Origin of the sequence: Chryseobacterium sp. PTM-20240506, assembly GCF_048296755.1 — a bacterium.
Taxonomy (GTDB): domain Bacteria; phylum Bacteroidota; class Bacteroidia; order Flavobacteriales; family Weeksellaceae; genus Chryseobacterium; species Chryseobacterium proteolyticum.
In genome coordinates this window covers 1323363-1348173 of the sequence record NZ_CP182581.1, presented here as the reverse complement: position 1 = coordinate 1348173, position 24811 = coordinate 1323363, and the positions used below count along the sequence as shown (strand labels likewise).

At 35.9% G+C, this 24811-nt stretch carries 30 protein-coding genes; 26 read left to right on the top strand and 4 right to left on the bottom strand.

Translation table 11 applies throughout. From position 1 onward, the window contains the following. The first annotated feature begins 37 nt into the window (after positions 1–37). The 24 genes from tpx (at position 38) to ACNFU2_RS05825 (ending at position 16719) form a co-directional block, all read left to right on the top strand. The gene (tpx, locus tag ACNFU2_RS05940; protein WP_172278849.1) at positions 38–535 is read left to right on the top strand and encodes a thiol peroxidase; all 498 of its coding nucleotides are present in this window, start codon (positions 38–40) and stop codon (positions 533–535) included. Positions 536–629: 94 nt separating this feature from the next. Beyond that, a complete protein-coding gene (locus ACNFU2_RS05935) occupies positions 630–1202 on the top strand; it encodes a Crp/Fnr family transcriptional regulator (RefSeq protein ID WP_273648322.1) in 573 nt (190 codons plus the stop codon). A 67-nt stretch (positions 1203–1269) separates the two neighbouring features. Further along, entirely contained in the window at positions 1270–1959 is a 690-nt protein-coding gene (locus ACNFU2_RS05930; protein WP_273648321.1) for an alpha/beta hydrolase, read from the top strand. Positions 1960–2044: 85 nt separating this feature from the next. After that, entirely contained in the window at positions 2045–2392 is a 348-nt protein-coding gene (locus ACNFU2_RS05925) for a VOC family protein (protein WP_273648320.1), read from the top strand. Between the two features lie 14 nt (positions 2393–2406). After that, positions 2407–2802: a glyoxalase superfamily protein gene (locus ACNFU2_RS05920; RefSeq protein ID WP_273648319.1), complete on the top strand. Its 396-nt coding sequence runs from the start codon at positions 2407–2409 to the stop codon at positions 2800–2802. 236 nt (positions 2803–3038) lie between these two features. Beyond that, positions 3039–4250, top strand: a complete 1212-nt coding sequence (locus ACNFU2_RS05915) for a DUF763 domain-containing protein (protein ID WP_418124109.1) — start codon at positions 3039–3041, stop codon at positions 4248–4250. Between the two features lie 142 nt (positions 4251–4392). After that, entirely contained in the window at positions 4393–4983 is a 591-nt protein-coding gene (locus ACNFU2_RS05910) for a Crp/Fnr family transcriptional regulator (RefSeq protein ID WP_273648317.1), read from the top strand. A 77-nt stretch (positions 4984–5060) separates the two neighbouring features. Continuing rightward, positions 5061–5471, top strand: coding sequence for a VOC family protein (locus ACNFU2_RS05905; RefSeq protein ID WP_172278836.1), 411 nt, complete (start codon positions 5061–5063; stop codon positions 5469–5471). A 23-nt stretch (positions 5472–5494) separates the two neighbouring features. Continuing rightward, entirely contained in the window at positions 5495–5956 is a 462-nt protein-coding gene (locus tag ACNFU2_RS05900; protein WP_273648316.1) for a hypothetical protein, read from the top strand. A gap of 65 nt (positions 5957–6021) precedes the next feature. After that, the gene (locus ACNFU2_RS05895) at positions 6022–6546 is read left to right on the top strand and encodes a DinB family protein (protein ID WP_418124107.1); all 525 of its coding nucleotides are present in this window, start codon (positions 6022–6024) and stop codon (positions 6544–6546) included. Positions 6547–6549: 3 nt separating this feature from the next. Then, the gene (locus ACNFU2_RS05890; protein ID WP_411247819.1) at positions 6550–7326 is read left to right on the top strand and encodes an alpha/beta fold hydrolase; all 777 of its coding nucleotides are present in this window, start codon (positions 6550–6552) and stop codon (positions 7324–7326) included. Positions 7327–7433: 107 nt separating this feature from the next. Then, positions 7434–7865 carry a VOC family protein gene (locus tag ACNFU2_RS05885; protein ID WP_273648313.1) on the top strand — a complete coding sequence of 144 codons (432 nt, stop codon included), beginning with the start codon at positions 7434–7436 and terminating at the stop codon, positions 7863–7865. Positions 7866–7943: 78 nt separating this feature from the next. After that, on the top strand, positions 7944–8357 hold the full coding sequence (locus tag ACNFU2_RS05880; protein WP_172278824.1) for an SRPBCC family protein: 414 nt from the start codon (positions 7944–7946) through the stop codon (positions 8355–8357). Positions 8358–8389: 32 nt separating this feature from the next. After that, positions 8390–8635, top strand: a complete 246-nt coding sequence (locus ACNFU2_RS05875; protein ID WP_273648312.1) for a DNA-directed RNA polymerase subunit alpha C-terminal domain-containing protein — start codon at positions 8390–8392, stop codon at positions 8633–8635. 218 nt (positions 8636–8853) lie between these two features. After that, positions 8854–9711, top strand: a complete 858-nt coding sequence (locus ACNFU2_RS05870) for a VOC family protein (protein ID WP_418124104.1) — start codon at positions 8854–8856, stop codon at positions 9709–9711. 46 nt (positions 9712–9757) lie between these two features. Further along, the gene (locus ACNFU2_RS05865) at positions 9758–10591 is read left to right on the top strand and encodes an SDR family oxidoreductase (RefSeq protein WP_418124102.1); all 834 of its coding nucleotides are present in this window, start codon (positions 9758–9760) and stop codon (positions 10589–10591) included. A 46-nt stretch (positions 10592–10637) separates the two neighbouring features. Further along, a complete protein-coding gene (locus tag ACNFU2_RS05860; RefSeq protein ID WP_172278817.1) occupies positions 10638–11066 on the top strand; it encodes an SRPBCC domain-containing protein in 429 nt (142 codons plus the stop codon). A gap of 35 nt (positions 11067–11101) precedes the next feature. Continuing rightward, positions 11102–11542: an SRPBCC family protein gene (locus ACNFU2_RS05855; protein WP_273648309.1), complete on the top strand. Its 441-nt coding sequence runs from the start codon at positions 11102–11104 to the stop codon at positions 11540–11542. 111 nt (positions 11543–11653) lie between these two features. Continuing rightward, on the top strand, positions 11654–12112 hold the full coding sequence (locus ACNFU2_RS05850) for a DoxX family protein (protein WP_418124100.1): 459 nt from the start codon (positions 11654–11656) through the stop codon (positions 12110–12112). Between the two features lie 159 nt (positions 12113–12271). After that, entirely contained in the window at positions 12272–14275 is a 2004-nt protein-coding gene (locus ACNFU2_RS05845) for a prolyl oligopeptidase family serine peptidase (protein WP_418124098.1), read from the top strand. 236 nt (positions 14276–14511) lie between these two features. Next, positions 14512–15066 carry an RNA polymerase sigma factor gene (locus ACNFU2_RS05840; RefSeq protein WP_228456954.1) on the top strand — a complete coding sequence of 185 codons (555 nt, stop codon included), beginning with the start codon at positions 14512–14514 and terminating at the stop codon, positions 15064–15066. Between the two features lie 12 nt (positions 15067–15078). Beyond that, positions 15079–15420, top strand: a complete 342-nt coding sequence (locus tag ACNFU2_RS05835) for a hypothetical protein (RefSeq protein WP_172278808.1) — start codon at positions 15079–15081, stop codon at positions 15418–15420. A 91-nt stretch (positions 15421–15511) separates the two neighbouring features. Next, positions 15512–15769, top strand: coding sequence for a hypothetical protein (locus ACNFU2_RS05830; protein WP_172278806.1), 258 nt, complete (start codon positions 15512–15514; stop codon positions 15767–15769). A gap of 302 nt (positions 15770–16071) precedes the next feature. After that, positions 16072–16719, top strand: coding sequence for a J domain-containing protein (locus tag ACNFU2_RS05825; RefSeq protein WP_273648306.1), 648 nt, complete (start codon positions 16072–16074; stop codon positions 16717–16719). Positions 16720–16986: 267 nt separating this feature from the next. Here ACNFU2_RS05825 and ACNFU2_RS05820 read toward each other — a convergent pair whose 3' ends face one another. After that, positions 16987–18180 (bottom strand): DcaP family trimeric outer membrane transporter, encoded by a 1194-nt coding sequence (locus ACNFU2_RS05820; protein WP_418124096.1) that lies wholly within the window; start codon positions 18178–18180, stop codon positions 16987–16989. A 432-nt stretch (positions 18181–18612) separates the two neighbouring features. Here ACNFU2_RS05820 and gcvP point away from each other — a divergent pair, with 432 nt between their 5' ends. Next, positions 18613–21471, top strand: coding sequence for an aminomethyl-transferring glycine dehydrogenase (gene gcvP, locus ACNFU2_RS05815; protein ID WP_345987899.1), 2859 nt, complete (start codon positions 18613–18615; stop codon positions 21469–21471). A 426-nt stretch (positions 21472–21897) separates the two neighbouring features. Here the strand turns inward: gcvP and ACNFU2_RS05810 are convergent, their stop codons facing one another. Further along, positions 21898–22620 (bottom strand): AAA family ATPase, encoded by a 723-nt coding sequence (locus ACNFU2_RS05810; protein WP_273648304.1) that lies wholly within the window; start codon positions 22618–22620, stop codon positions 21898–21900. A 71-nt stretch (positions 22621–22691) separates the two neighbouring features. Further along, a complete protein-coding gene (locus ACNFU2_RS05805; protein ID WP_273648303.1) occupies positions 22692–23198 on the bottom strand; it encodes a MepB family protein in 507 nt (168 codons plus the stop codon). A gap of 664 nt (positions 23199–23862) precedes the next feature. Here ACNFU2_RS05805 and ACNFU2_RS05800 point away from each other — a divergent pair. Continuing rightward, positions 23863–24096: a DMT family transporter gene (locus ACNFU2_RS05800; RefSeq protein ID WP_418124093.1), complete on the top strand. Its 234-nt coding sequence runs from the start codon at positions 23863–23865 to the stop codon at positions 24094–24096. Between the two features lie 18 nt (positions 24097–24114). Here ACNFU2_RS05800 and ACNFU2_RS05795 read toward each other — a convergent pair whose 3' ends face one another. After that, positions 24115–24726, bottom strand: coding sequence for a DapH/DapD/GlmU-related protein (locus ACNFU2_RS05795; protein WP_273648301.1), 612 nt, complete (start codon positions 24724–24726; stop codon positions 24115–24117). Positions 24727–24811 lie beyond the last annotated feature (85 nt).

The following is a 24811-nucleotide window of genomic DNA, read 5'->3' as shown; positions in this document are numbered from 1 at the left end:
TTTTTAACTAAATTTGAAAAACCGTAAAAAATAAATTATGTCCAATATAACGTTAAAAGGAAACGCAGTTCATACATTAGGTAATTTACCAGCTGTTGGAAATACCATTAAGGATTTCGCATTAGTGGATTCAGGATTGAATATTAAAACCCTGTCAGACTTTGAAGGAAAGAAAAAAATATTTAATATTTTTCCTAGTATTGATACAGGAATATGTGCGGCTTCTGCCAGAAAATTCAATGAAGAAGCTTCAAATTTAAATAATACAGTAGTAATTAATGTTTCCAAAGATCTTCCATTTGCCTTAGGCAGATTTTGTGCAGCTGAAGGTCTGAATAATGTAGAAACACTATCTGATTTCAGAAGCAGCTTCGGTGATGATTATGAGGTAACTATTACAGATTCTCCTATGAAAGGTCTTTTAAGCCGGGCAGTGATCGTTACTGACGAAAATAATAAGGTAGTATATACGGAGCAGGTTCCTGAAATTGGAAGCGAACCTAATTACAATGCTGCTCTTGAAGCATTAAAATAATTAAGAATTTATTTCTTTAAAGAGCCTTGTGGGATTTATTTTTACAAGGCTTTTTTAAATTCAAAATACACAAATAACAAATGAAAAATAAATTATGTCCGATAACTACACTAAGTATGGTACACTATTCCAGGTTGACCAAGAACATTTCGGGGAGTTCTTTTCCCTCCTTAAAGATACACATCTTTTAAAGTCTGATTTTTTTCTTAAACAAGGAGAAAAATGCAAATACTTAGGCTTTATTAAAAGCGGAACGATAAGAAGCTTTTACATCAATGATCAGGGCCGTGAGATCAACTTCGGTTTCTATTTTGAAAATGAATTTTTTACGGACTATGAAAGTATACTTTGTGATACGGTCTCCAATATGAATATTCAGGCTATAGAACATTGTGAGATCTTACTTTTAAGTAAAGATGATCTTCAAAATCTATATAAGAAGGAAGCTTACTGGCAAAAGTTCGGAAGGATGATGAGCGAAAAGATCTATCTTGATGCAAAAAAGAGAATTGATGATTTACTATGCTATTCTCCTGAAAACAGATACCTGAATCTTTTAAAAAGAAACCCTATGCTTGTTCAGAAAATAGCCCAGAAGCATATCGCAAGTTATCTGGGGATAACGGAACAGTCACTAAGTCGTATAAGATCCCGGATTATTAATTAACTTAAGTTAACGTGTATTGGTTTTTAAGAACGTAGTTTTACTAGTGTCAAACTTAAAAATAGCAATTATGGATCAAAAAGATTTAACCATTATTTTGGTACACGGAGCGTGGGGAGACGGTTCCCACTGGCAGTATGTTATCCCTGCACTTACGAAAGCAGGATATAAGGTAAGAAGTGTTCAAAACCCTCTCACAACTCTTCAGGATGATATTGACAAGACTAAGGATTTGATAGATGCACAGGATGGGAAAGTTCTCCTGGTTGGTCACTCTTACGGAGGGGCTGTCATTTCAGGAGCCGGAAATCACGATAAGGTTGTAGGTTTAGTATATATTGCCGCCTTTGCACCGGATGCCGGTGATAGTCTGGGCTCGCTTTTAGGAAGAAGAGAGTCTCCTGGAGGAGCAAGCATTTACCCGGACAGCAAGGGCTTCCTTTGGATCAAATACGATGAATTCCAATCAGCATTTTGCCAGGATCTTGATGATGAAAAGGCATTGGTCATGTCATTATCCCAAAAACCGATTCATAGCCAATGTTTTGGTGATACTGCAGGTGAACCGGCATGGAAAACAAAGCCGAGCTGGTACCAGATTTCATCAAAAGATCGCATGATCCCTGCTGAAACAGAAAAGGAAATGGCAGAGCGAATGAATCCTAAGAAAATTATTTCTTTAGATGCTGGGCATGCTTCCTTAGCGTCTCATCCCAATGAAGTAACACAATTGATCTTAGAAGCTGCAGCGGCCTTGTAAGACAATTTAGTAAAAATAGCTATACGCCTTGTGATGATTCTGTGTATCTTCACAAGGCTTTTTTATTGATAAGAACTTCAAAAATATGGTAAAAAGAATTGTAGCTAACATTAAGGCAGAAGACTTGTCCATGGCAGATCATTTCTATCATGGTATTTTAGGTCTGGAAATAATAATGAATCACGGATGGATCAAAACATTCGGAAGCAATGAAGAATCAAAGGTTCAGATCAGTTTTGCAATGCAGGGAGGAAATGACACGCCGGTTCCTGATTTGTCTATTGAAGTTGATGACGTAGAGGCTATCTATAAAAACATGAAAGATTCAGGCTTTGAGATAACCTATGACCTTACAGATGAGGAATGGGGTGTTCGTAGATTTTTTGTCAGAGATCCCTTTGGAAAATTAATTAATATCCTTTCACACGAATAATTTAATTAACAAACATGAGAGCAGAACAAGTAATACCGGTCCTCAGAATTTTTGATTATAATAAAACCATAGAATTTTACATTGATTGGCTTGGTTTTGAAATTGTATGGGAACATCGTTTCGAAGAAAATACCCCTGTTTATCTGGAAGTAAAGAAGGAAAACATGATCTTTCATTTAAGTGAACATCACGGAGATGCAAGTCCTGGAAGCAGTGTTTTTATCTGGGGTGAAGACGTGGCAGATTATCATAAAGAACTGATTGATAAGAAATACAAATACAACAGGCCGGGGTTGGAAAAAACATTTTATGATGCAGTATCTTTCACAGTTAATGATCCTTTCGGAAATAAAATAATTTTTAATGAGAAATTTGATGCAAAGAAACATAAGGAAGTGGAGTTTATTTGATAAAGTAATGGTAAGTGTGAAAGGATTAAAAGATTAAAAGATTAAAAGATTAAGCGTAAGGGAGGAATATTTTTTAATATTATTAAAAGCGGGATTCAGTCCGTTTTCAACAAAACTGTCCAATGGCTTTAGCCAAATCTTATTTATTAAACTCGTCCTAAACATTAGTGTCATGTAAAAAATAATGATTCAAATCATTAAAACCTTATTAAATAACCTCTAACTTTACACCTTAAATGAAACGTTCAGGAACAGCAGATCTCCCTTTACACTATGGCAAAGTACCGCCATGGCTGTATGAGCGTATGTCTACTCTTGGATTGTCCATCATTGAAGTAATTTTGATGGATTATGGTAAGGATGAGGTTTTGAGAAGACTGGCCGATCCGTTTTGGTTTCAGAGTTTTGGAGCCGTTATGGGAATGGATTGGCATTCATCAGGCATTACAACCTCTGTAATGGGAGCTTTAAAACGCTCTATTAATCCGAATTCACAATCACTGGGGCTTTATATCTGTGGGGGAAAAGGGAAATTTTCAAGAGAAACTCCTTCGGAACTTCTTCAGATTGCTGATAAAACAGGCCTGAACGGTACTGAGCTGGTAAAGGCGAGCAAGCTCTCTGCGAAAGTGGATAATACAGCAATTCATGATGGGTATCAGTTATACCTGCATAATTTTATCCTGGCAGACAATGGAAGCTGGAGTGTTGTTCAGCAGGGAATGCATGAATCCGATGGAACGGCAAGGCGCTATCATTGGCATTCGGAAAATATAAAATCGTTTATTGAAGAACCGCATACGGGAATAAATGGTGTTCATAGAGGAAAAATTCTTAACCTTACCGATGCGCAGGCTTCAGAAAACAGAAAAGGAATTCTCGAGATTTCTCATACGGATTCCGCAGAGATTATGAACGATTTTTCCCGTCTGATTCTCCCTGATTATCACGATGTCCGCGCTTCTGACGTAGATTTAAAAAGACTGGGGGCTCTTTTATATGTTACCCGTGAACAGCAGCCTCAAAATTTTGAAGATCTTTTAATGCTGGAAGGAGTGGGCCCAAGGACGATGCAATCTTTGGCTTTGGTAAGTGAGGTGATTCATGGGGCACCGTCAAGATTTTCGGATCCGGCCAGATTTTCTTTTGCACATGGCGGAAAAGACGGACATCCGTTTCCTGTTCCTACGAAAGTGTATGATCAGAGTATCGATATCCTTCGAAAAGGTATTGAAAAATCTAAGCTGGGAAATTCAGATAAACTTAAGACATTAAATAAGCTGCATCAGGTAATAGCAACAACGGAAAAAGATTTTACACCAGATTTTGATATTAAGCAGGTTATAGAAGAAGAAAGGCAGAATTCCTGGAGATTTGGAGGGAAAACTGTTTTCGGAGATGCTAAAAAGCCAATCAAACCTAATGATATTCAGCTTTCTTTGTTTTGAGAAGGCAATCACCATATCAGGTGAAATTATTTATAATGTAGGCAGAAAGTGATTTGATTTCGGGCTATTTACATTTTCAACAACTTTTTTGATTCAGTTCCGATAAAAATTTTAATTTTAGAATCTAAAAAATATTCATCTTATGAGCAGTAAGTCCTTAGAAATTTCATATGATTTCCCTTTTTTTATGCACGAAGAGCTCGATGAGATCTTTCAGGCGCATGAAAAAATAAGTTTTCAGAAAGGAGATTTTATTCTTGAAGAAGGAAAAATGGCTAATGAATATTATATTTTAGATAAAGGGCTTGCAAGATCCTTTGTTAATGACTTTAACGGGAATGAAGTAACCACTCATTTTTTTACAGAGAATGAAATTATCATAGAAGTATTATCTCTTTTCCAACGAATTCCCTCTCAGGAGAATATCATCTGCATTACCGATTGTGAATGCTGGAAACTGGATTATGATACTTTTCAGAACCTGTTTCATAAAATTCCCAACCTGAGGGAATGGGGGAGATCGTGGATGTCCCAGCAGCTCTTTGCTTATAAGCAGCGTTCTGTAGAAATGTTTACCTTATCTGCTACCAGAAGATATCTTAATCTCCTGGAGGAGAAATGCCAGGTGATTCAGTATGCTCCTTTAAAGCAGATTGCTTCTTATCTTGGAGTAACAGACACTTCTTTAAGCAGAATCCGTAAAGAATTAGTTTCCCATCCAAAGAAAAATTAAATCTTGCCATAAGGCAAGATGATTCTGATATCGACTTGGTAATTTTGGTTAAAAGTTTAACACTAAAATTACAAAAAATGAAAGTCAATCAAATTTACGTAAATCTTCCGGTAAAAAGCGTTGAAGATACAAGAGCATTCTGGACGAAGCTTGGTTTTGAAATCAACGAGCAGTTTTCAGATGAAAAAGCTGTTTGTGTGATCATGAAAGAAGACAATATTTATGTCATGTTCTTAATGGAAGAGTTTCTAAAAACCTTTACAGACAGACCTGTTGCAAAAGGCGATACCACTCAGGTACTTCTTGCCATAGGTGTTAACAGCAGGGAAGAAGTAGATCAAATGGTTCAGACAGCGCTTGCCAATGGAGGATCCAAATACAGTGAGCCTCAGGACCATGGATGGATGTACCAATGTGCTTTTGCCGATCTGAACGGACATCAGTGGGAAGTAATGTTTGCAGATATGTCCAAATTACCAACGGAATAGTTTAATTCCCAAAAATACCTATTATGGAATCGAAATCAAACGACATTGAAATCATCAATCTACAGGTTCTTAGTAACTATAAAGTGATTCTGATGAATATCGATGGCATCAGCAACGAAGAAGCGATGGTTTTTCCCAATGGTGATGCCAACTGTATGAACTGGATTTTAGGACATTTAATCTATATACGAAATGCATTTATTAATGTTCTGGGAGGAGAATCAGTATGGGATGAAGAGAAATATTCTTGCTATAACAGGGGAGAGATTCCTTTACAAAGAAAAGATGAATTTGCGGATTTTGAAACATTAAAATCCTATCTGGATGAAACCCAGGACCGGCTGATACAAAAAATCAGCCACCTAGAAAGAATCAACCCCGATCAGGTTAACGATATAGCTACATTATGTCTTCATGAGATCTATCACAGTGGCCAGTTCGGTTATCTTCGGAGAATTCTCGGAAAACCGGGAGCTATCAAGTAACAATATGCTTTAAAAACATATTTAACAGCAGACCTTTAAAGATTAAAAATTAAAACCATATCGTTATGGATACACCAAAATCAAAAAAATTAGAAATTGTAATTCCTGCCTACAGGATGCACTCACAAAGCTTTTTAAATGTTTTAGAGGGTATTTCAGAGGAAGATGCAATGAAAAGAATTGACGGTAAAACGAATCACATTGTCTGGATGGCAGGTAATTTTCTTAATATGCGCTATGGATTGGGCTCAGTTTTAGGTCTTCAGGAAGAAGATCCATACACAGACCTTTTCTTTCAGGGAAAAGCATTGGATGAAAATTTCAACTATCCTAGCATTGCTCAATTAAAAGAAAGCTTTCACCATATTTCACCAAAGGTTTATCAAAAACTATTAGAGGCAACAGATGAACAGTTGGATGAGATTTTTGAAATAGGGATGAATATTTCTTTTTACTCAGAAACAAAACTCAATTTTACGGGAATGTGTATAGGCCGGGAAGATTATCTGTGCGGACAAATGGGATTGATGAGGAAGATTTTAGGATACCCGGGAATGAGTTATACCACAGATGAAAATCTAAAATACTAACCCATGGATCTTAAAGAGAAAGGCTATAAAAAAGTCAATGGAATTCAGATGTATTATGAAGTATATGGAGAAGGAAAACCTTTGGTTTTAATCCATGGCGGGGGTTCTTCAATTTTATTTGATTACAAGGAAATTATTTCCAGGCTTGAATCTCAGTTTCAGTTAATAGGAATTGATCTCCAAAATCACGGAATGAGTGAACACCGGGATATTCCTGAAACATTTGACCAGGACGCTCATGATGTAGCTCAACTGCTAAAAGAAATGAAAATAGGAAAAGCTTCATTCTGGGGTTTTAGTAACGGAGGAAGTACAGTAATGCAAATCGCTCATCATCATCCCGGTTTGGTGGATAAACTCATCGTAGCTTCTGCGTTTTTTAAAAGAAGCGGAATGATAGAGGGCTTTTTCGATTCCATGTCCGAAGTCACTTTAGACTCAATGCCGGAACCTTTAAAGATCAATTTTCTGGAATTAAATCCTGACTTCTCAAAGTTGGAAAATATGTTTCAGAAGGATAGCAAAAGAATGCAGTCTTTTGAAGACTGGGATGAGAAAGTTTTGAAATCTATTGAATCACCGACTCTTTTTATCTCGGGAGACCGCGATGTAATAAGACCTGAACATGTTGTCGAAATGTGGAGGTTGGTTCCTGATTCTCAGCTTATGATCCTTCCTGCTACTCACGGTTCTTATATGATGACTGATTTTGAGGGTAAAACCGATAGCAAGCTCATCGATTTGACCGTGAACGAAGTAGTCAAATTTTTAAATCATTAAACTTTAATTAATTGAAGTGAATCATTCTGACAAAACGGTTGGTTTATCTGTTAGTAATGATCTCTTTTACAATATAAACATAATTATAACTTTAAAAACCAAACATCATGGCAAAATTAAATCCGTACCTTAATTTTAACGGTACAGCAGAAGAAGCTTTCAATTTTTATAAATCAGTTTTCGGGGGAGAGTTCAGAGGAGAAGTTCATAAGATGGGCAACGCTCCGGGAACGGAAAACCTTTCTGAGGAAGAAAAAAACAGAGTAATGCATATTGCGTTACCTATCGGTGACGACCTTTTAATGGCATCAGATATTGTTCCCGGATTCGGACAAACACTTACCGTAGGAAACAACAATTATGTTTCCATATTTCCTGAATCAAGGGAGGAGGCAGACCGTCTTTTTAAAGGTTTATCTGAAGGTGGAAATATAGAAATGCCTATAGAAGACCAGTTTTGGGGAGATTATTTTGGAAGCTTCCAGGATAAATATGGTGTTCATTGGATGGTGAACTATAATGATGAATCGGCAAAATAATCCTATATTTAACTTCATTATCTAAGGGCAGCTGTAAGTTGGTTGCCCTGTTTTTACAACAATCACAAAAATATAACTATGGAACCCATTAAAATAGACATTACCATTTTAGCTCCAGTTGAAAAAGTTTGGGATTATTTTAATACTCCCAACCATATTACAAAATGGAACTTTGCTCATGAAAGCTGGCAATGCCCAAGTTCTGAAAATGATCTGAGAGTAGGAGGCAAGTTCAAAAACAGAATGGAAGCCAAAGATAAAAGTTTCGGATTCGATTTTGAAGGGACTTATGATGTGGTTATTCCGAATCAGAGGATCAAGTATCATTTGGAAGATGGCAGAAATGTGGAAGTGATCTTTGACAGTATTGATGCAAATACAACAAAGGTTACCGAAATTTTTGATCCTGAAAAACAAAATTCTGTGGAAATGCAAAGGGATGGCTGGTATGCGATCCTCGATAATTTCCATAAATATGTTGAAAATCATTAAATTTCTTAACAATCATGATCAATTTAGTCATAATGGCAAAATGTTTAAGTTCCATTTGTGCTGTTAATCATGTTGTTCCCGGAACTTTTCTGCAAGGCGTTCTTTCCATGCCTGCAAGACGTGCCTTAGAAAAAGAGAAAATTGATTCCCTGGAAAAATTATCAGATTATTCTGAGGAGGAAATCCTGCAGCTTCATGGGTTTGGAAAGAACACTTTAAAAAAGCTTAAGATTTATATGCACGAGCATCAGATTTACTTTAAAGAGTTTAAAGAATAATAGCTTGTCAGTTCTTTCGCATGCGGTTCATATTTTCAATCTGAATAAGGAATGAACTTTTTTATAAAGGTATATTTTCATTAGACTATAACGTCATCGATATGCAGTTGGCTGTTAAAAGTGATATCGAAATAAGGAATTGGTTTTAGTTCGGTAAGAGAACAGCATATCCGTTACTACAAAATAAAACAATATCAATCACCCTAAAAAAATTAATTATGAATAACGATATTTTTCCGTGCCTTTGGTGCGACGGAGAGGCTAAAGAGGCTGCAGAATTTTACAGCAAAGTATTTAATGGACGAATTACAGCAGATACACCAGTTGTAATGAATGTAGAATTATTCGGGCAAAAGTTGATGCTGCTTAACGGTGGCCCTCAATTTGAAAAAAATCCTTCCATCTCTTTCATGGTAATCTGCGAAACAGAAGATGAAGTACAAAGATATTGGGATCATCTTATTGATGGTGGTTCTGCTTTAATGGCACTGGATTCTTATCCATGGAGTAAAAAATTCGGATGGTTGAGTGACCGTTATGGGGTGAACTGGCAATTGCTTTTCGGCGAAAAGGATGGTGATCAGAAGGTGGTGCCGACATTAATGTTCATGCATGATAATAATGGTAAAGCAATGGAAGCAATGGAATTTTATACCCATACTTTTCCCAATTCAAACATTGTAAATGTCATGAAATATAAAGATGGGGGTGAATCCAATGAAAATCCCGAAAACGTACAACATGCCAGCTTTAAAATAGACGGATACAGCTTGTACTGTATGGACTCTTCTTATGATCATAAGTTTGATTTCAATGAAGGGGTTTCTATGATGATTATGACCGACGACCAACAGGAGACAGATCATTTATGGAACACCTTGATTTCAGGAGGTGGAAGAGAAAGTATGTGTGGATGGTTAAAAGATAAATACGGTGTCAGCTGGCAAATAGTACCCAAAAGACTGATCGAATTAATGAATGATTCCGATCAGGGTAAAGCTCAAAAAGTAGTGCAGGCCATGATGCGAATGCAGAAAATTATTATAGAAGATTTAGAAGTGGCTTATAAATCATAAAGTGTTTTCGGCTTATTGTTTGATGCTGTTTATAAAAGATCGGCATATGAAAACACAGAACAAATCACAATCCAAATCTAAAGTACCCAAAGAGGGCATGTTTCCCGAGATCATTCGTGAAAACTATTTGGGAAGTAAAAAACTTCTGAATAAGAAAGCCGTGATTTCGGGTGGAGATAGCGGAATAGGACAAGCGGTAGCGGTGCATTTTGCAAGAGAAGGAGCGGATGTAATCATTATTTACAAAGAAAGTGATAAAGATGCCCGCGAAACTTTAAAGCTGGTAGAAAAAGAAGGACGGTCATGTATTTTACTCAAGGGTGATGTTTCCAAAAAAACTTTCAGAACTAAATGTATTGAAATGGTAAAAAAGGAGTGGAAGACCCTTGATATTCTCGTCAATAATGCCGGAATACAATTTCCTAAAGATGATATTGAGAAAATATCCGACCAGCAGATCCTTGAGACCTTTAATGTAAATATTATTTCAATGATTGCTTTGACGAGGGATTTTCTATCAGTCATGGAAAGCGGAGCAAGAATTATTTGTACCACGTCCGTCACTGCTTACCGTGGAAGTGATCACCTGATTGATTATTCTGCAACAAAAGGAGCTATTGCAACATTTGTACGGTCATTGGCAACCAATCTTGCTGACCGGAAAATTTTGGTTAATGGAGTTGCTCCGGGACCCATCTGGACACCGCTGGTAAAAGAAACGTTTGATGACCTTTCTACATTCGGTAAAGATAATCCCCTGAAAAGGGCTGGACAGCCTTCTGAAGTTGCACCGGCTTATGTTTTTCTGGCTTCTGAAGATTCAAGTTTTATTACCGGAGAAATCATTCATATCAACGGAGGGGATTTTGTAGGAGGTTAATGAATGCTGCCAATTTTAGAACAATCACTTAAATATTATATATAACATGGAAAAATTATCGTACGAAATACAAATCAATGCAACTCCTGAAAAAATATGGAGTGTACTTTGGGGTGAAATAACCTACAGACAATGGACAGCAGTTTTTGCTGAGGGATCATTTTATCAGGGAAATCTTGAAGAAGGAAGCATTGTAAAGTTCCTTGATCCCAATAATAATGGAATGTTTAGTAAGGTGGAAAAAAATGTACCTAATAAAGAAATACGGTTTCTTCACCTTGGAGAAATTGTTGCCGGAGTTGAAGCTCCTCAGGAATGGGGGGAGGCAACAGAGTCCTATTTCCTGAAAGAGACCGATGAAGGAACATCTTTAAAATGTGAAATTCAGACTCCTGAAGAATTTAAAGGGTTTTTTGAAGAGAAATTTCCTAAAGCCCTGGAGATTATAAAAAATCTTTCCCAGAATCAGCTGTAATTTTATGATCTACTAAAATCACCTAAAAATATAATATGGAAACTTTATCATACGAAATCGTTATTAATGCTCCCTTACAAAAGGTCTGGGATATTTTATGGGGAAAAGAAACCTACACTGAATGGACTCAGTTTTTCAGTCCGGGATCTCACATGAAATCTGACTGGAAAGTCGGTGGAAAAACGTATTTCCTGGATCCTAATAATGAGGGAATGGTATCTACTATTGATAGTCTCAATGAGCCGCATGAGGTTATATTTAAACATCTGGGCATGGTGAAAGGTGGAGTGGAAGATACAGAGAGTAAGGAAGTAAAAGAATGGAGTGGCTCCTTTGAAAAATACATCCTTATTGATTTTGATGGAAAAACAAAACTCCATGCTGAAGTCCAGGTTGAGAAAAGCTGGAAAGACCATTTAAATATGGGTTTTACAAAAGGACTGGAAGTTGTAAAAAATCTTGCAGAGAAAAATTAATTATGAATTAAATAGTTTCCCCAAACAGGTTAGGATGAATATAGAGGATTTTTGTTTTATTTTTATGTAACTATACAGAAATAAATTTTGAATCTGTAGTACCTTAAAAAAATGAAACTATTATCTATTCTTTTCGTTACGTTTATTATAGCTTTGGTCGGGACAAAGCTGTTTCAGGGACAATGGAACTTTCTTTTTTCCGGAAATCTGGGAATGGCTGTTTTTATCCTGTTTACCGGCTTTGCTCATTTTAAATTCCAAAAGGGAATGGCAATGATGATTCCTGATTTTATACCTGCTAAAATGTTCTGGATATACGCTACGGGAATTATTGAAATTGCTGCCGGCATCGGTTTGATGATACCATCGTTACGTGAAACTACGGCAATTTTGCTGATTATATTTTATGTATTGGTTTTTATTGCCAATATTAATTCCTCAAGAAAAAAAGTTAATCTTTTCAAAGGTGATTATACGGGGCCGGGAATGTCTTATTTATACAAAGAAAGGCTTCCCATGCAGATCATACTGATTGCCTGGACATGGTATTTTGGAATTTATTTAAATTAAAAATATAGTGTAATTATAAAAAATAACGGAGATAAGTCAGTCTTCGTTATTTTTTTTTCACATAAAAGAGAGAAAAAATGTAACATTTGCGTTATATAAACGTCTAATTTATAGAGCATCTTTTTTTGCTAATGTTTTTAATTCAAATCAATCCAAGTCATGAAACTGAAAACCAAAATTATAATAACCGTTCAGGTTGCGATGTCTACAATTATGATCAATGCACAAAACACAACTGCCAAATTACCGGGTGATGCCACCCTGCCAACTGCCAAAGCGAACCTTGATAAGCTTATCTCCTATGATAAAGGAACATTTAAGTACAAAGTAGAGGATTATTTTGCAAGGCCAAAAGCGTCACAATTTAAAATTTCTCCCGATGGCAATTTCCTATCCTATAAAGAAAAAGACAAGGATAGCAAGAATCATGTTTATGTAAAGAACTTAAAAACTGGAAAAGTTACGAAAGCTATTGAGGAGAAGGAAGATCTGATCAAGAGCTATGGATGGCTGAATAAAAACCGACTGTTCTTTACCCAGGATAAAGGAGGAAATGAAAATATTCATTTGTATGCTGCAGATCTTGATGGAGGTAATCTGAAAGACCTTACCCCTTTTGAAGGAGTAACACTAGGTATGGTTAAATTAATAAAAGATACGGATTTCGTGGTAGTTACCATGAATAAAAACAACAAACAGATCTTTGAACCTTATAAGATTAATTTCGTGACAGGAGATATGGTTCAGTTGTATGAAAATAAAGATCCTAAGAACCCTATAGATGATTATATCTTTGATAAAGAAGGTAATTTAAGAGGCTATACAATCCTGGTTAACGGTTTGACTACTCATACTTATTATAAAGACACACAGACCGGCAAGTTTAATCTGATCAAGAAAACCGACTGGTCCGATACTTTTACTATTATTGGATTTAATGACCATTCAGAAAATAAAGATGATGCTTATGTTGTTTCTAACCTGGATAGTGATAAGGCAAAAATCGTATTGTATGACCTGAAAAAAAATTCCGTAATAAAAGAAGTTTATTCTAACCCTGTTTTTGATGTAAGCTCAATAAGCATTGCAGGTAAGAACAGGAATTATGAGCTGGATTACATTAGCTATACCGGAGATAAAAATGAAACGATTCCCGTGAGTGCATTTTATAAAGATGTTCATGCTCAATTGACATCAGAATTTGGAGATAAACAGTTTTATGTCGTTTCCTCAGATGATAATGATAACAAACTTTTGGTTATTGTGAGCAGTGATAAATTGTACGGGACCTATTATGAATATGATCCAAAGACGAAAAAGACAACCCTTCTTTATGATCTTATGCCTCAGCTGAAGCAGGAAGATATGGCTGAAATGCGTCCTATACAGTTTAAAAGCAGAGATGGACTGACGATTCACGGATATATAACACTGCCGAAAGCTGCCATAGAAGGAAAAAAGGTTCCTTTAATTGTGAATCCTCATGGAGGTCCTCAGGGAATCCGTGATGAATGGGGCTTCAATCCTGAAACACAGCTTTTCGCGAGCCGCGGGTATGCTACTTTACAGGTTAATTTCAGGATTTCGGGTGGTTATGGAAAAGGATTTCAGAAAGCCGGCTATAAGCAAATCGGCAGAAAAGCAATGGATGATGTAGAAGATGGAGTAAAATATGTCATAGAGCAGGGATGGGCAGATAAAGATAAGATAGCCATCTATGGAGGAAGCCACGGAGGATACGCTACTTTGATGGGATTGATAAAAACACCCGACCTGTATACCTGCGGAGTGGATTATGTTGGAGTTTCAAACATTTTTACATTCTTTGACTCATTTCCGGAGTATTGGAAGCCATATAAAGAAATGGTAAAACAGATATGGTATGATCTGGACAATCCGGAGGAAGCAAAAATTGCAAAAGAAGTATCTCCCGTTTTTCAGATTGATAAAATTAAAAAGCCTCTTTTTGTAGTTCAGGGAGCGAATGATCCAAGAGTAAATATCAATGAATCCGATCAGATCGTGAAAGCACTTCGTGCAAAAGGATATGAAATTCCTTACCTGGTAAAATATGATGAAGGACATGGCTTTGGAAAAGAACCCAACAGATTGGAACTATACAAGTATATGCTTGGTTTTTTTGCTGAGAATTTTAATAAATAATTACAACATAGATAAACTTTTATAAGAGGACGGAGTATATTTTAGCTCCGTCCTTTTCTTTTACTCAGGATAAAAAGTATAGAAATGTAAAATGAACCATGCTTATTAAGATCTATGAGTCAAAATATGATTAGCAAAAGAAAAGTGAATATTTGATAAAAAATATTTTAAATTTATTAAAGTAAAACAAAACAGATGATCGTCATGTGAGTATGGAGGTTGTCGAAAAAATAACAATGCCACAGAAAGAGAAAGAAAGTATCATCTCACAAACCGTTTCGAGCTACGGAGGAAAACTGATGTCTTTCATTCGTCCGAAAGTGAAAAATACAGAAGATGCAGAAGATATTCTGCAGGAAGTCTGGTATCAGTTCAGCAGTATTACCAATCTGTCTGAGATTGTAAACGTTGGTGGATGGCTGTACAGGGTGACTGCCAATAAAATTACCGACCGTTACCGTAAAAAGAAAACCGAGAATCTTGAAGATTTTGTATACGAAGATGAAGATGGCGACTTCTCCATCAAGGATATTCTATTGATGGATGAAAGTGCCGGTCCGGAAGTGAAAATGTTTCAGGATGAAATCTGGAAGAAATTATTCGAAGCTTTAGAAGAGCTTCCGGAGAAACAAAGATTGGTATATACGGAAAACGAGCTGAATGACAAGACCCTCCAGCAAATCGCGGATGAACAAGGGGAAAATATAAAAACCATCATCAGCAGAAAGAACTATGCAGTAAAGCATTTAAGAAACAGATTAAGAAAATTATACGAAGATTTAAATAGTTAGAAAGAAGATATTATGAATCATAAACACAAAAAAGGCTGGATTTTTTTAATTCTATGTCCACCATTAATTCTCTTAGCCGTTACATGGATTGTAATGTCGCTTTGGAACTGCCTTTTGCCTGAAATTTTAGGAGTAAAATCAATTAGCTACTGGCAGGCGATGGGGATACTGATATTAAGTAAAATTCTTTTCGGAGGTTTCCATTTCGGAAAAGGAATGCGGGACTTTAAAGAAAGAAAGATGAGAGAAAGAATGCAACATTTGTCTCCCGAAGAACGTGAAAAATTTAAAGAAGTCTGGAGAAGCAAATGCGAAAACGGATTCTTTAACAGACATAACAGAAATAACGAATAGTTTGAAATTTTTAAAGAAGTAGTAAAGTAAAATTAAAATTCATTCGTCTCTATAAAAAACAAGAAGTAGTAAAATTTAAAATTTTGAAAAAATGAAAAATTCAGTATTAAAAGGTGCTCTTGGAGCATTAGCTGTAGTAGGCGTAGCATTAGCAGTCAAAAAAATGGCAGAAAGAAAAAGATTTATCAGAGGTATTTTTGATGAATACGGAATCAAAGAAAGATCACCTTTCGGGCTTGCAGATAAAATCAGAGAAATGAATAATGAGCAGTATGAGGAATTAAAAGGAAAATTCAAAAAAGAATTTAAATCCAGATGCCACAGAAGACATGAAGCAGCGAAAGCTTAATCATCATTACTCAATTGAAATTGTTTAATTACGGCGCGGGAAGCTTTGCTTCCCGCGCCGTAATTTTTTAATCAAATTTTGAATATAGAGATTGACAAAGCAGGAGATTTCGTCTCTGCAGATTGGAAGATAACAAAAGTCTTTTATTTTCCGTAATCTTTTAAACCAACCTGAGCTTTGAGACATGTCCAGAGTATCTTGAAAGTGAGGATAAAGAAATAATCCCTTAGTTTACAATGACAAAAATCGTATATGTTTAAGGGTATTTAGAAAAATAAATTCTTACTTTTGTAGGGTTCTACATGAAAGATTACTACTATTTTCTCGGTATTTCTCAGGATGCTTCAGAAGAAGACATCAAAAAGGCTTATAGAAAATTATCATTAAAATATCATCCGGATAAGAATGAAAATGATGATTTTTTTGCAGACCGGTTCCGTGAAATTCAGGAAGCCTACGAAACGCTCAGCGATTCTTCAAGAAGACGGGCTTATGATCAGAATTTGGAGAGTCATCAGAAGAGTTTCAGGTATAATGTTCCACCGGCGATTAAAACGTTTACCTCTAATAAAATTCATGCTAAAAAAGGAGAAGAGATCATTATCAACTGGCAGACAAGTAATGCTGATGTGGTAAAGGTTCTTCCGTTTGGACTGGAAAAGGCTTATGGTGAAAGGACGTTTAAGATTACGGAATTTAAAGATGGTAAATTCCAGCTTTTGCTGCACGCAACCAATTCATTATTACACAAAACGGTGGTGCAGGGAATTACGATTACGGAAGTGTTTGAAAGTAACACGGAGAAATTTAGAAGTGGCGCCGAAGATCTGTTTAAGAGTCAGCCACGGACAGCCGTGAATCCTAAGGGACAGCCGAAAGTTATTCAGATTATTGCGGCGGTTATACTTTTGGTTTTAGCCGGTTATTTTCTGATAAAAAGTTTTAGCTAGATTAAGCCATTTTTTTCCTTCCCGGACACTTTTTACATCTTTTTCCTTTTTTGAATTTCTTGCAACAGGATTTTTTTTCGCAATACATATCTTCATTATTAAAAGAATATACAGGGCTTAAGGGCGGTACTTTAAAAGGGGTAATCATATTCATGTTGCAAATATATTAATTTAGAATAAATATAATTAATAAATTTTCATAAAAATTTTATCACTGAAAATCAGTTTGTTGAAATCTTTATGATTACCCCTTTTTAACAATGTTTTTTAAAAAGAAAGAGAAGATGAAAGCTGGATCCGGAATATATTTGCTTTTTGCCGACCAAAGTTTTTCAGCATTCCGTAAGTTCCTTCGATACCCATTCTTAGTTTCTTACGCGGTTGAAAGGCCAGGTTAATTCCTGAATTCTGGAAATTATGGATCATCGTATCCGGAACAAAATCCTTCCTTCCCAATTGAGAGAAGCTGTAATAAATGACCGAGCTCAGTTTTGGATTCCACCAATGTTCATAGATGCCTACAATATTGAATAAATTCAAAGCCACCAGCCTGTTGTTGGCCATATCCGGGATCGCATCATATTTTTCACCGTTTAAAACTACATTATAGCTGGAATATCCTTTTCCGTATGAAGACTGGAATCTGAAATTACTTAATGTCCCACTATAAAGCCGGGCAGAAACCATTCCGCTGTATCCGAGAATTGTATTGGCATCCGTGTGCTTTTGTTCATCATTTTTTATTTCATAGCTTATGGGTGAAACCATTGTTCCCAGCTTACAGTAGTCTCTTGTATTGCCATATCTGTATACAGCTGTGAAGATAGGAAGGATAGATTTCTTCTTCCAGTTCGGAGCGTTATTAGGAAGAAATATGCTCGCCGCATCAGGATCTTCCAGAGAAAGGGAAAGACTTTCTTTTTTCGATAAAGGTGTTGAATAGCGGATCTGAACCGTTCTGATGAACATGGTTCCGTTAGGCCCTACAAAATCAAAAATATTGGGGAAAATATCAAAATCACTGAAATTACTCCAGGTTTGTCCGATCAATAATTTCTTCCATTTGATATAGCCCTGGCGAAACCTTGGGGCAGTAGTTCCGTTAGGACCCAGGAAATCGATTTCTGTGTAAGCCGACAGATCCGAATTTCCATTTTCATCCATCTGTTTTATTCCAAAGCCTATTTGCGATTGTTTAATGCTGAAGTTACTGTTTACCGAATTGTTTTGGGGTATTGCTATAGAAGGAGCTATGAATCCGTCTTTAAATCCCATTTCCTGAAAATCGAGCATGGCATCGGTTTGAATAAAGCCTTTTACGTAGGCAGACCATGTATCACCCGAATTTTCAGGAGATGACCCTCCTGACTGCCGGGTTATTATTTTTACCTGGCCTTTTACGTTGAATAGGGATATAAAGATAAATGAGACCATCAGCCTTTTGTGTTTTTTTTTCGTCATTGTGTTGTGTTTTTGATTTTTTAATTGTGTAGTTTATGTATTCATAGGAGCTGAATGATATTGATTGGTGTAGGGCTTACCTTCTTATCGGACTTGTATTTCTAAATTTTCGGATGAAACTACAAAATTATTTTCTGTGGGTATTTGTTGAAAATTTTAGTCCTTGTAAAAATGAAAAGTATAAATATTCTATGAAAAGGAGTTTTACCCATTAAGTATTCCGTATTTTATTAGAATTATGAAATAAAAATTAGAAAAAATGGCGTGAAATTTTTCTTGTATTTTTTGTATTCGTGCCCTTGTTTTTTTAAACACACGTTTATGGAATAATAGTAATTATCAATATCTGTCAGTAATTTTTGACTATTGTAGAATCCCTTAAAAAATTGTAATTTTACCCATCTTTTTTACAAACAAAATCTAATAAAAAAAATGAATACAGAACAGTTTGTGAGCCGTCACATTTCTATTAATGAAGCCGATAAGCAGGCGATGTTAGAAAGAGTCGGCGTTTCAAGTATCGAAGAGTTAATTTCTCAAACCATCCCTTCTTCTATCCGTTTAGAAAAAGACCTTGATATTTCCGAACCGCTTTCAGAATATCAGATGCTTATTCATTCAAAAGAATTGGCCTCAAAAAATACTGATTATACAAGTTATATCGGTTTTGGATATCACAATACGCTTTTACCATCGGCTATTCAAAGAAATATTTTTGAAAACCCAAGCTGGTATACAGCTTACACACCTTACCAGGCGGAAATCGCTCAGGGGAGATTGGAAGCTCTTTTGAATTTCCAGACTGTTGTCTGTGATCTTACAGGTTTTGCTTTGGCAAATGCTTCATTGCTGGATGAATCTACTGCTGCTGCAGAAGCAATGCATATGTTCTTTAATAACAGAACAAAGGACCAGAAAAAAGTCGATGCAAATAAGTTTTTTGTTTCTGATCTTGTTTTGCCTCAAACGGTTTCCGTTTTAAAGACAAAGGCAGAAGGACTTGGTATAGAAATCGTAGAAGGTGATCATAAAACCCACCAGTTAGATGGATCCTATTATGGAGTTCTATTGCAATATCCTGGTAAGAACGGGATTGTTCTGGATTATACAGAGGACATTGTAGAATACAAGAAATTAGACCTTCAGGTTGCTGTGGCTTGTGATCCAATGGCTTTGGTTAAGTTGAAATCACCGGCTTCAATGGGAGCTGACTGTGCCGTAGGGACTACTCAGAGATTTGGTATTCCATTAGGCTATGGAGGACCTCACGCAGCATTCTTCTCTTGTAAAGAAGATTATAAAAGAGATATTCCGGGAAGAATCATCGGAGTTTCTCAGGACATGTATGGAAAGCGTGCCTTAAGAATGGCTTTACAGACCAGAGAACAGCATATTAAGAGAGAAAGAGCAACTTCCAATATCTGTACAGCTCAGGTACTTTTAGCAGTAATGGCTGGAATGTATGCCGTATATCATGGTCCTAAAGGATTGAATTATATCGCTGACCAGATTCATTTTAAAGCCAATGCTCTGAAAGGAGGTTTAAAAGCTTTAGGGTATCAGACTGTTGAGGAACCTATCTTTGATACGGTAAAAATTGAGATGAGTGAAGATGAAAAAGGAAGATTGTCAAGAATGATGCTTGACCATAAGCTTAATCTGAACTATTTCACAGAAGGAGTTGTAAGTATTGCTATCAATGAAAGTACAACATTGGAAAAACTAAATGTTCTGATGGCTTCTTTCGCGCAATTCAAAGATAAGCAGACGTTCAAACTTGAAATAAAAGAAGGATACAGTATTCCTGAAGAGAATTTGAGAAAAGATGAGATTCTTACGGAAGAAGTATTCAATAAATATCATACAGAAACAGAGTTGATGCGTTACATCAAACGTCTGGAAAGAAAAGATTTATCATTAACGCATTCAATGATTTCACTGGGTTCTTGTACAATGAAACTGAATGCTGCAACTGAAATGCTTCCGCTTTCGTGGGATAACTGGGGAAGTATCCACCCGTTTGTACCGGTAGATCAGGCAGGAGGGTATCAGGAAATGATCCGTGAATTAGAAAAAGATCTGGCTAAAATTACCGGTTTTGCAGGAACTTCACTTCAGCCAAATTCTGGTGCGCAGGGAGAATATGCAGGATTGATGGTCATCAGAGAATATCATATTTCAAGAGGAGAAGGTCATAGAAATGTAGTATTGATCCCTCAGTCTGCACACGGAACAAATCCGGCCTCTGCGGCAATGGCGGGAATGAAGATCGTAGTAGTTAAAAACCTTGAAAGCGGGGAGATTGATTTCGACGATTTAAAAGCTAAAACAGAACAGCATTCTGAAAACCTGTCATGTGTAATGATTACATATCCGTCTACATACGGATTCTTTGATGCCAACATTATTGAAATTACCAATCTTATCCACCAGCATGGCGGACAAGTATATATGGATGGTGCCAATATGAACGCTCAGGTAGGATATACAAGTCCTGGAAACATCGGAGCGGATGTATGCCACTTGAATCTTCACAAAACTTTTGCTATTCCACATGGAGGTGGAGGACCTGGAGTAGGACCAATCTGTGTTGCAAAACATTTGGTGCCGTTCCTGCCTACCAATGCCAACATTAAAGTGGGAACTAAAGAAGCTATTGAAGGAATCTCTGCAGCTCCTTACGGTTCAGGATTGATCCTTAATATTTCTTATGCATACATTAAGATGCTTGGAGCTTCAGGATTGAAAAAAGCTACTGAGCATGCTATTCTGAATGCCAACTATCTGAAAGAGATTTTAGCAGAGCATTTCCCAATTTTATATTCAAACAAAAATGGAAAAGTAGCTCACGAATGTATCGTAGATTTCCGTCAGTTTAAAACTTTGGGAATTGAGGTGGCTGACGTAGCTAAAAGATTAATGGATTATGGTTTCCATGCTCCTACCGTATCTTTCCCTGTTGCAGGAACATTGATGATTGAGCCTACTGAATCTGAAAGTAAATCTGAAATTGACCGTTTTGCAGAAGCTTTAATTGCTATCAAAAAAGAAATTGATGAGATTGCCAACGGAGAAGCTGATCCGGCAAATAACGTATTGAAAAACGCTCCGCACACAGAACAGCTTGTTATCTCTGATTCATGGGATAAACCATATAGCAGAGAGAAAGCAGCTTATCCTCTTGACTGGGTAAGAGATCATAAGTTCTTTGCTTCTGTTTCAAGAGTGGATGAAGCTTATGGAGATAGAAACCTGGTTTGTACTTGTGAGCCTATTGAAGCTTATATGTAACAGAAAAGTTCTAAACAATAAATATAAAACCCACTCATCTTTTGAGTGGGTTTTTGTTTACATTTTCTAATGTTTCCTTCTTGTTGATGTATACGCTATCAGAAGCGCTATCGCCATAATGCTAAATGTGATAATTGAGGTTATTTCAATTGCATTTTGGCTTTCATTACCGTGGTAACTATTATTACCTTTTTCACAGGAAAATAGGAATAATGCTGCTATTAATAAGCAAATAGAGGGTAGTTTTTTTATCATGTGTATATATGTTTGGTTATTAGTGGATTATCATCAATAAATATGCCGAATGTATGTGAATTATTATAGAGTTATATGTTTTGAATAATATATAATTCAAAACTATAGCTGTACAGTGGTTTTACAGATATCAAAAAAATAGCGGCGATAAAAAACTGATATGATGAGTTTTTACATTTTGGCGGATTCTGTCCGGGCTTCCAGCTTTTTAATAAGGTTTCCTTTAACAATAGTAAATGCATAATCTTTAGCTTCGGCAAAGGAAATGTTGTATTGGCGCTTAATATCCTTAATATCCTCTGGAAACCGTGCTAAGAGGCTGTCATAAAACTGATCTAAAAATTCTTTGGAAGGCATTTCGTAATTGATTTTCAATTGGAAACGTCGCAATAATGCGGTGTCAATAATTTCCGGATGGTTGGTTGCACAAAGCAATAAAGAATTTTCCGGGTAATAATCAATAAGCTGGAGTAGGGTATTAACAAGTCTTCTCATTTCCCCTACATCCTTATCATCACTACCTCTGGCTTTTCCGATCTGATCAAGTTCATCCAGAAAAAGAACCGATCTTTCGCGCCCTGCTTTATCAAAGATCATTTTTATGTTCTGCGAAGTTTCTCCTATCCTGGAGGATACAATGTTACTGAGATTGAGCACAATGATATTTTTACCCAATGCATTAGCAATAGCTTTTGCTGTCATTGTCTTTCCGCACCCTGAACTTCCCTGCAGTAAAATTTTATTATTAACAGGAAGTCCATATTCCTGGAGTTCTTTGATGTATGTATGTTCTTTAATCAGCTGTACAAACTGTTCCCTATTGGAGGTTTCAAGAAATACATCATTAAGGATAACTTCTTCTTTGTCTTGAATAATAAGGTTGTACAGATTCATGCCTTTGAATAATTTAAAGATGGGTTTTACCAGAATATACTGAAGTGCAAAGATAAATATTTCAAAGTGTATTAAGCGTGATCTGAAACAGATAAAATTTCCCGAATTCTTTCCATATGGTCAGTTTCTGAGAAGTCAATGAAAAATTTTTCCTGCCAGCTTTTTGTTTTTGCAGCCTGTTTGTTGACCGGGATGTCCCAGTTCGGATATATTCTGAATCCGCGTTTTCCTTCTTTGGCGGAGGATGTTATTATATGTTGTCTTGCAAGAATTTGTTTTGGAAAAAAGAAAAAACCGGCCTTGTCTTGGAGTTCTGTGTAAATCATGTAAAAATCAAAAGGATCGGAAATGGTAAAAGGTCCGGTTTGTTGGGTCTGTTGATTTCTTTTCCACAGCGTAACAAACTGGCCTCTTTTTATCGGAGTTATCTTAGCCTTTCTGAATTTGATATGATATTGATTAAGTCGGAAGTTATACCCTAGGTATTCTTCGCTTTCTAAATCGGGGTGTAAATGTGAAATTGTTAGATTCAGTTGAGTGAAAACTGATTTCTCTATAAAGGTAAGTTCTTGAATCATTGGGTTTATGTTTGGGGCTCTTTTACTCTTACTGAGTAAAAGAGCGGCGATCTGACAGAATCAGATGGCAAACATAAACAATACAATTAATAAATAGTGTAAAACTGAATGCAGTATAACTCTTTTATTAATTTCTTTCTCTTCTAACTGTTGTAAAATAAGAAGCGAATACTACTATACATGTTGCGATAAAAGCGTAGGTTACCATTTTTGTTTTTTTAAAATTTTAATTATACTTTCTTTGCTAATTTTCTAATTGCAATATTACAGCTTTCAAATGACATGCCAAATAGAATAATTGTGATGTTTATCAGGTATTTAGGTGTTAGCTTGGTGTTGTTTTTGTGATTATTTGTTTACATTAATTTAATATATTTTTGAAAAAATATGTGTATTATTATTATGTTATTCGTAAAAATTATTAATTTGATAAAAGATTTCCGTTCTGTATTTAAAGATTGATAAAAGGAATGCAGTGCATATTATCGGAAAATCGAAAAAGAGATAAGCCACTTTAAAGTGATAAATTAAAAATTAAATATTAATAAAATTTATTTTTCAAACTGTATAGAAAATAGATCATTACGAAGATTTAATAATGGACAAAAATTGAACTGAATTAAGACTGTCACTTTTGCTATTTTTGTGACTAAAAGATTTTTTAATGGGACGCAGTTATCTCTTTCTTATCCTTGCCATTGTTTTTGAAATTATTGCCACAACGTTTTTAAAGAAATCCGAGGAGTTTTCGAAGCTTATACCCTCCATTGTTACTATTGCAGGGTATTCGGCGGCTTTTTATTTTCTGAGTCTTACACTTCGTCATGTCCCGATAGGAATTACGTATGCGATCTGGTCAGGTGTTGGAATTATATGCATTACCATCATTGGAGACTAAGAAGAAAAGAATTAATTTTTACTGATCAGCCTTTACCTGTTCGATAAGTTCCAGCCTTCTGATAATACTCTCTCTAGGTAATATAGTTCCAGGAGATAATACGGCATTCGCTCCGATCCGTGAATCATCACCTACGAGAGAGCCCAACTTATAAGTCTGGGTTCTGATGATCTCATTATTAAAAAGAACCGAAATCTCTTTATCTTTTCTTTCATTATAATGATTTGCACAAATGGAACCTGCTTCAAAATTAATCCGGTTTCCGATAATGCTGTTTCCTATATAATTAAAATGAGCAATGGCAGTATCATTATATATGATGCTTTGTTTGATTTCACATCCGGGACCGATTTTGGAATTTTTTCCTACAAAAACAGGACCTCTGAGATATGCATTGGCTCCAACAAAAGAGTTTTCTCCGATGATGATCCTGTCTTTGAAAATAACATTTTGCTCTATTGTAGCCGTTTTGTGGATAGCAATATTACCCGAAATTTCATATTCATCAGTCAGTTGATTGAATTTTTCTGCCAGAAGATCATCCAGATGGTTGATAACTTCCCAGGGAAAAAGATGGGTGTTGCCGGTGAAATCAAAAAACTCACCAATAAAATCGTTGATATTAATCATAGGAAACTCTTGTATTTAACCGTTATTGGCGGATCACAAAATTAAAATTTATGTTTGTGATTTTAAAATATTTCCAATGAAATGA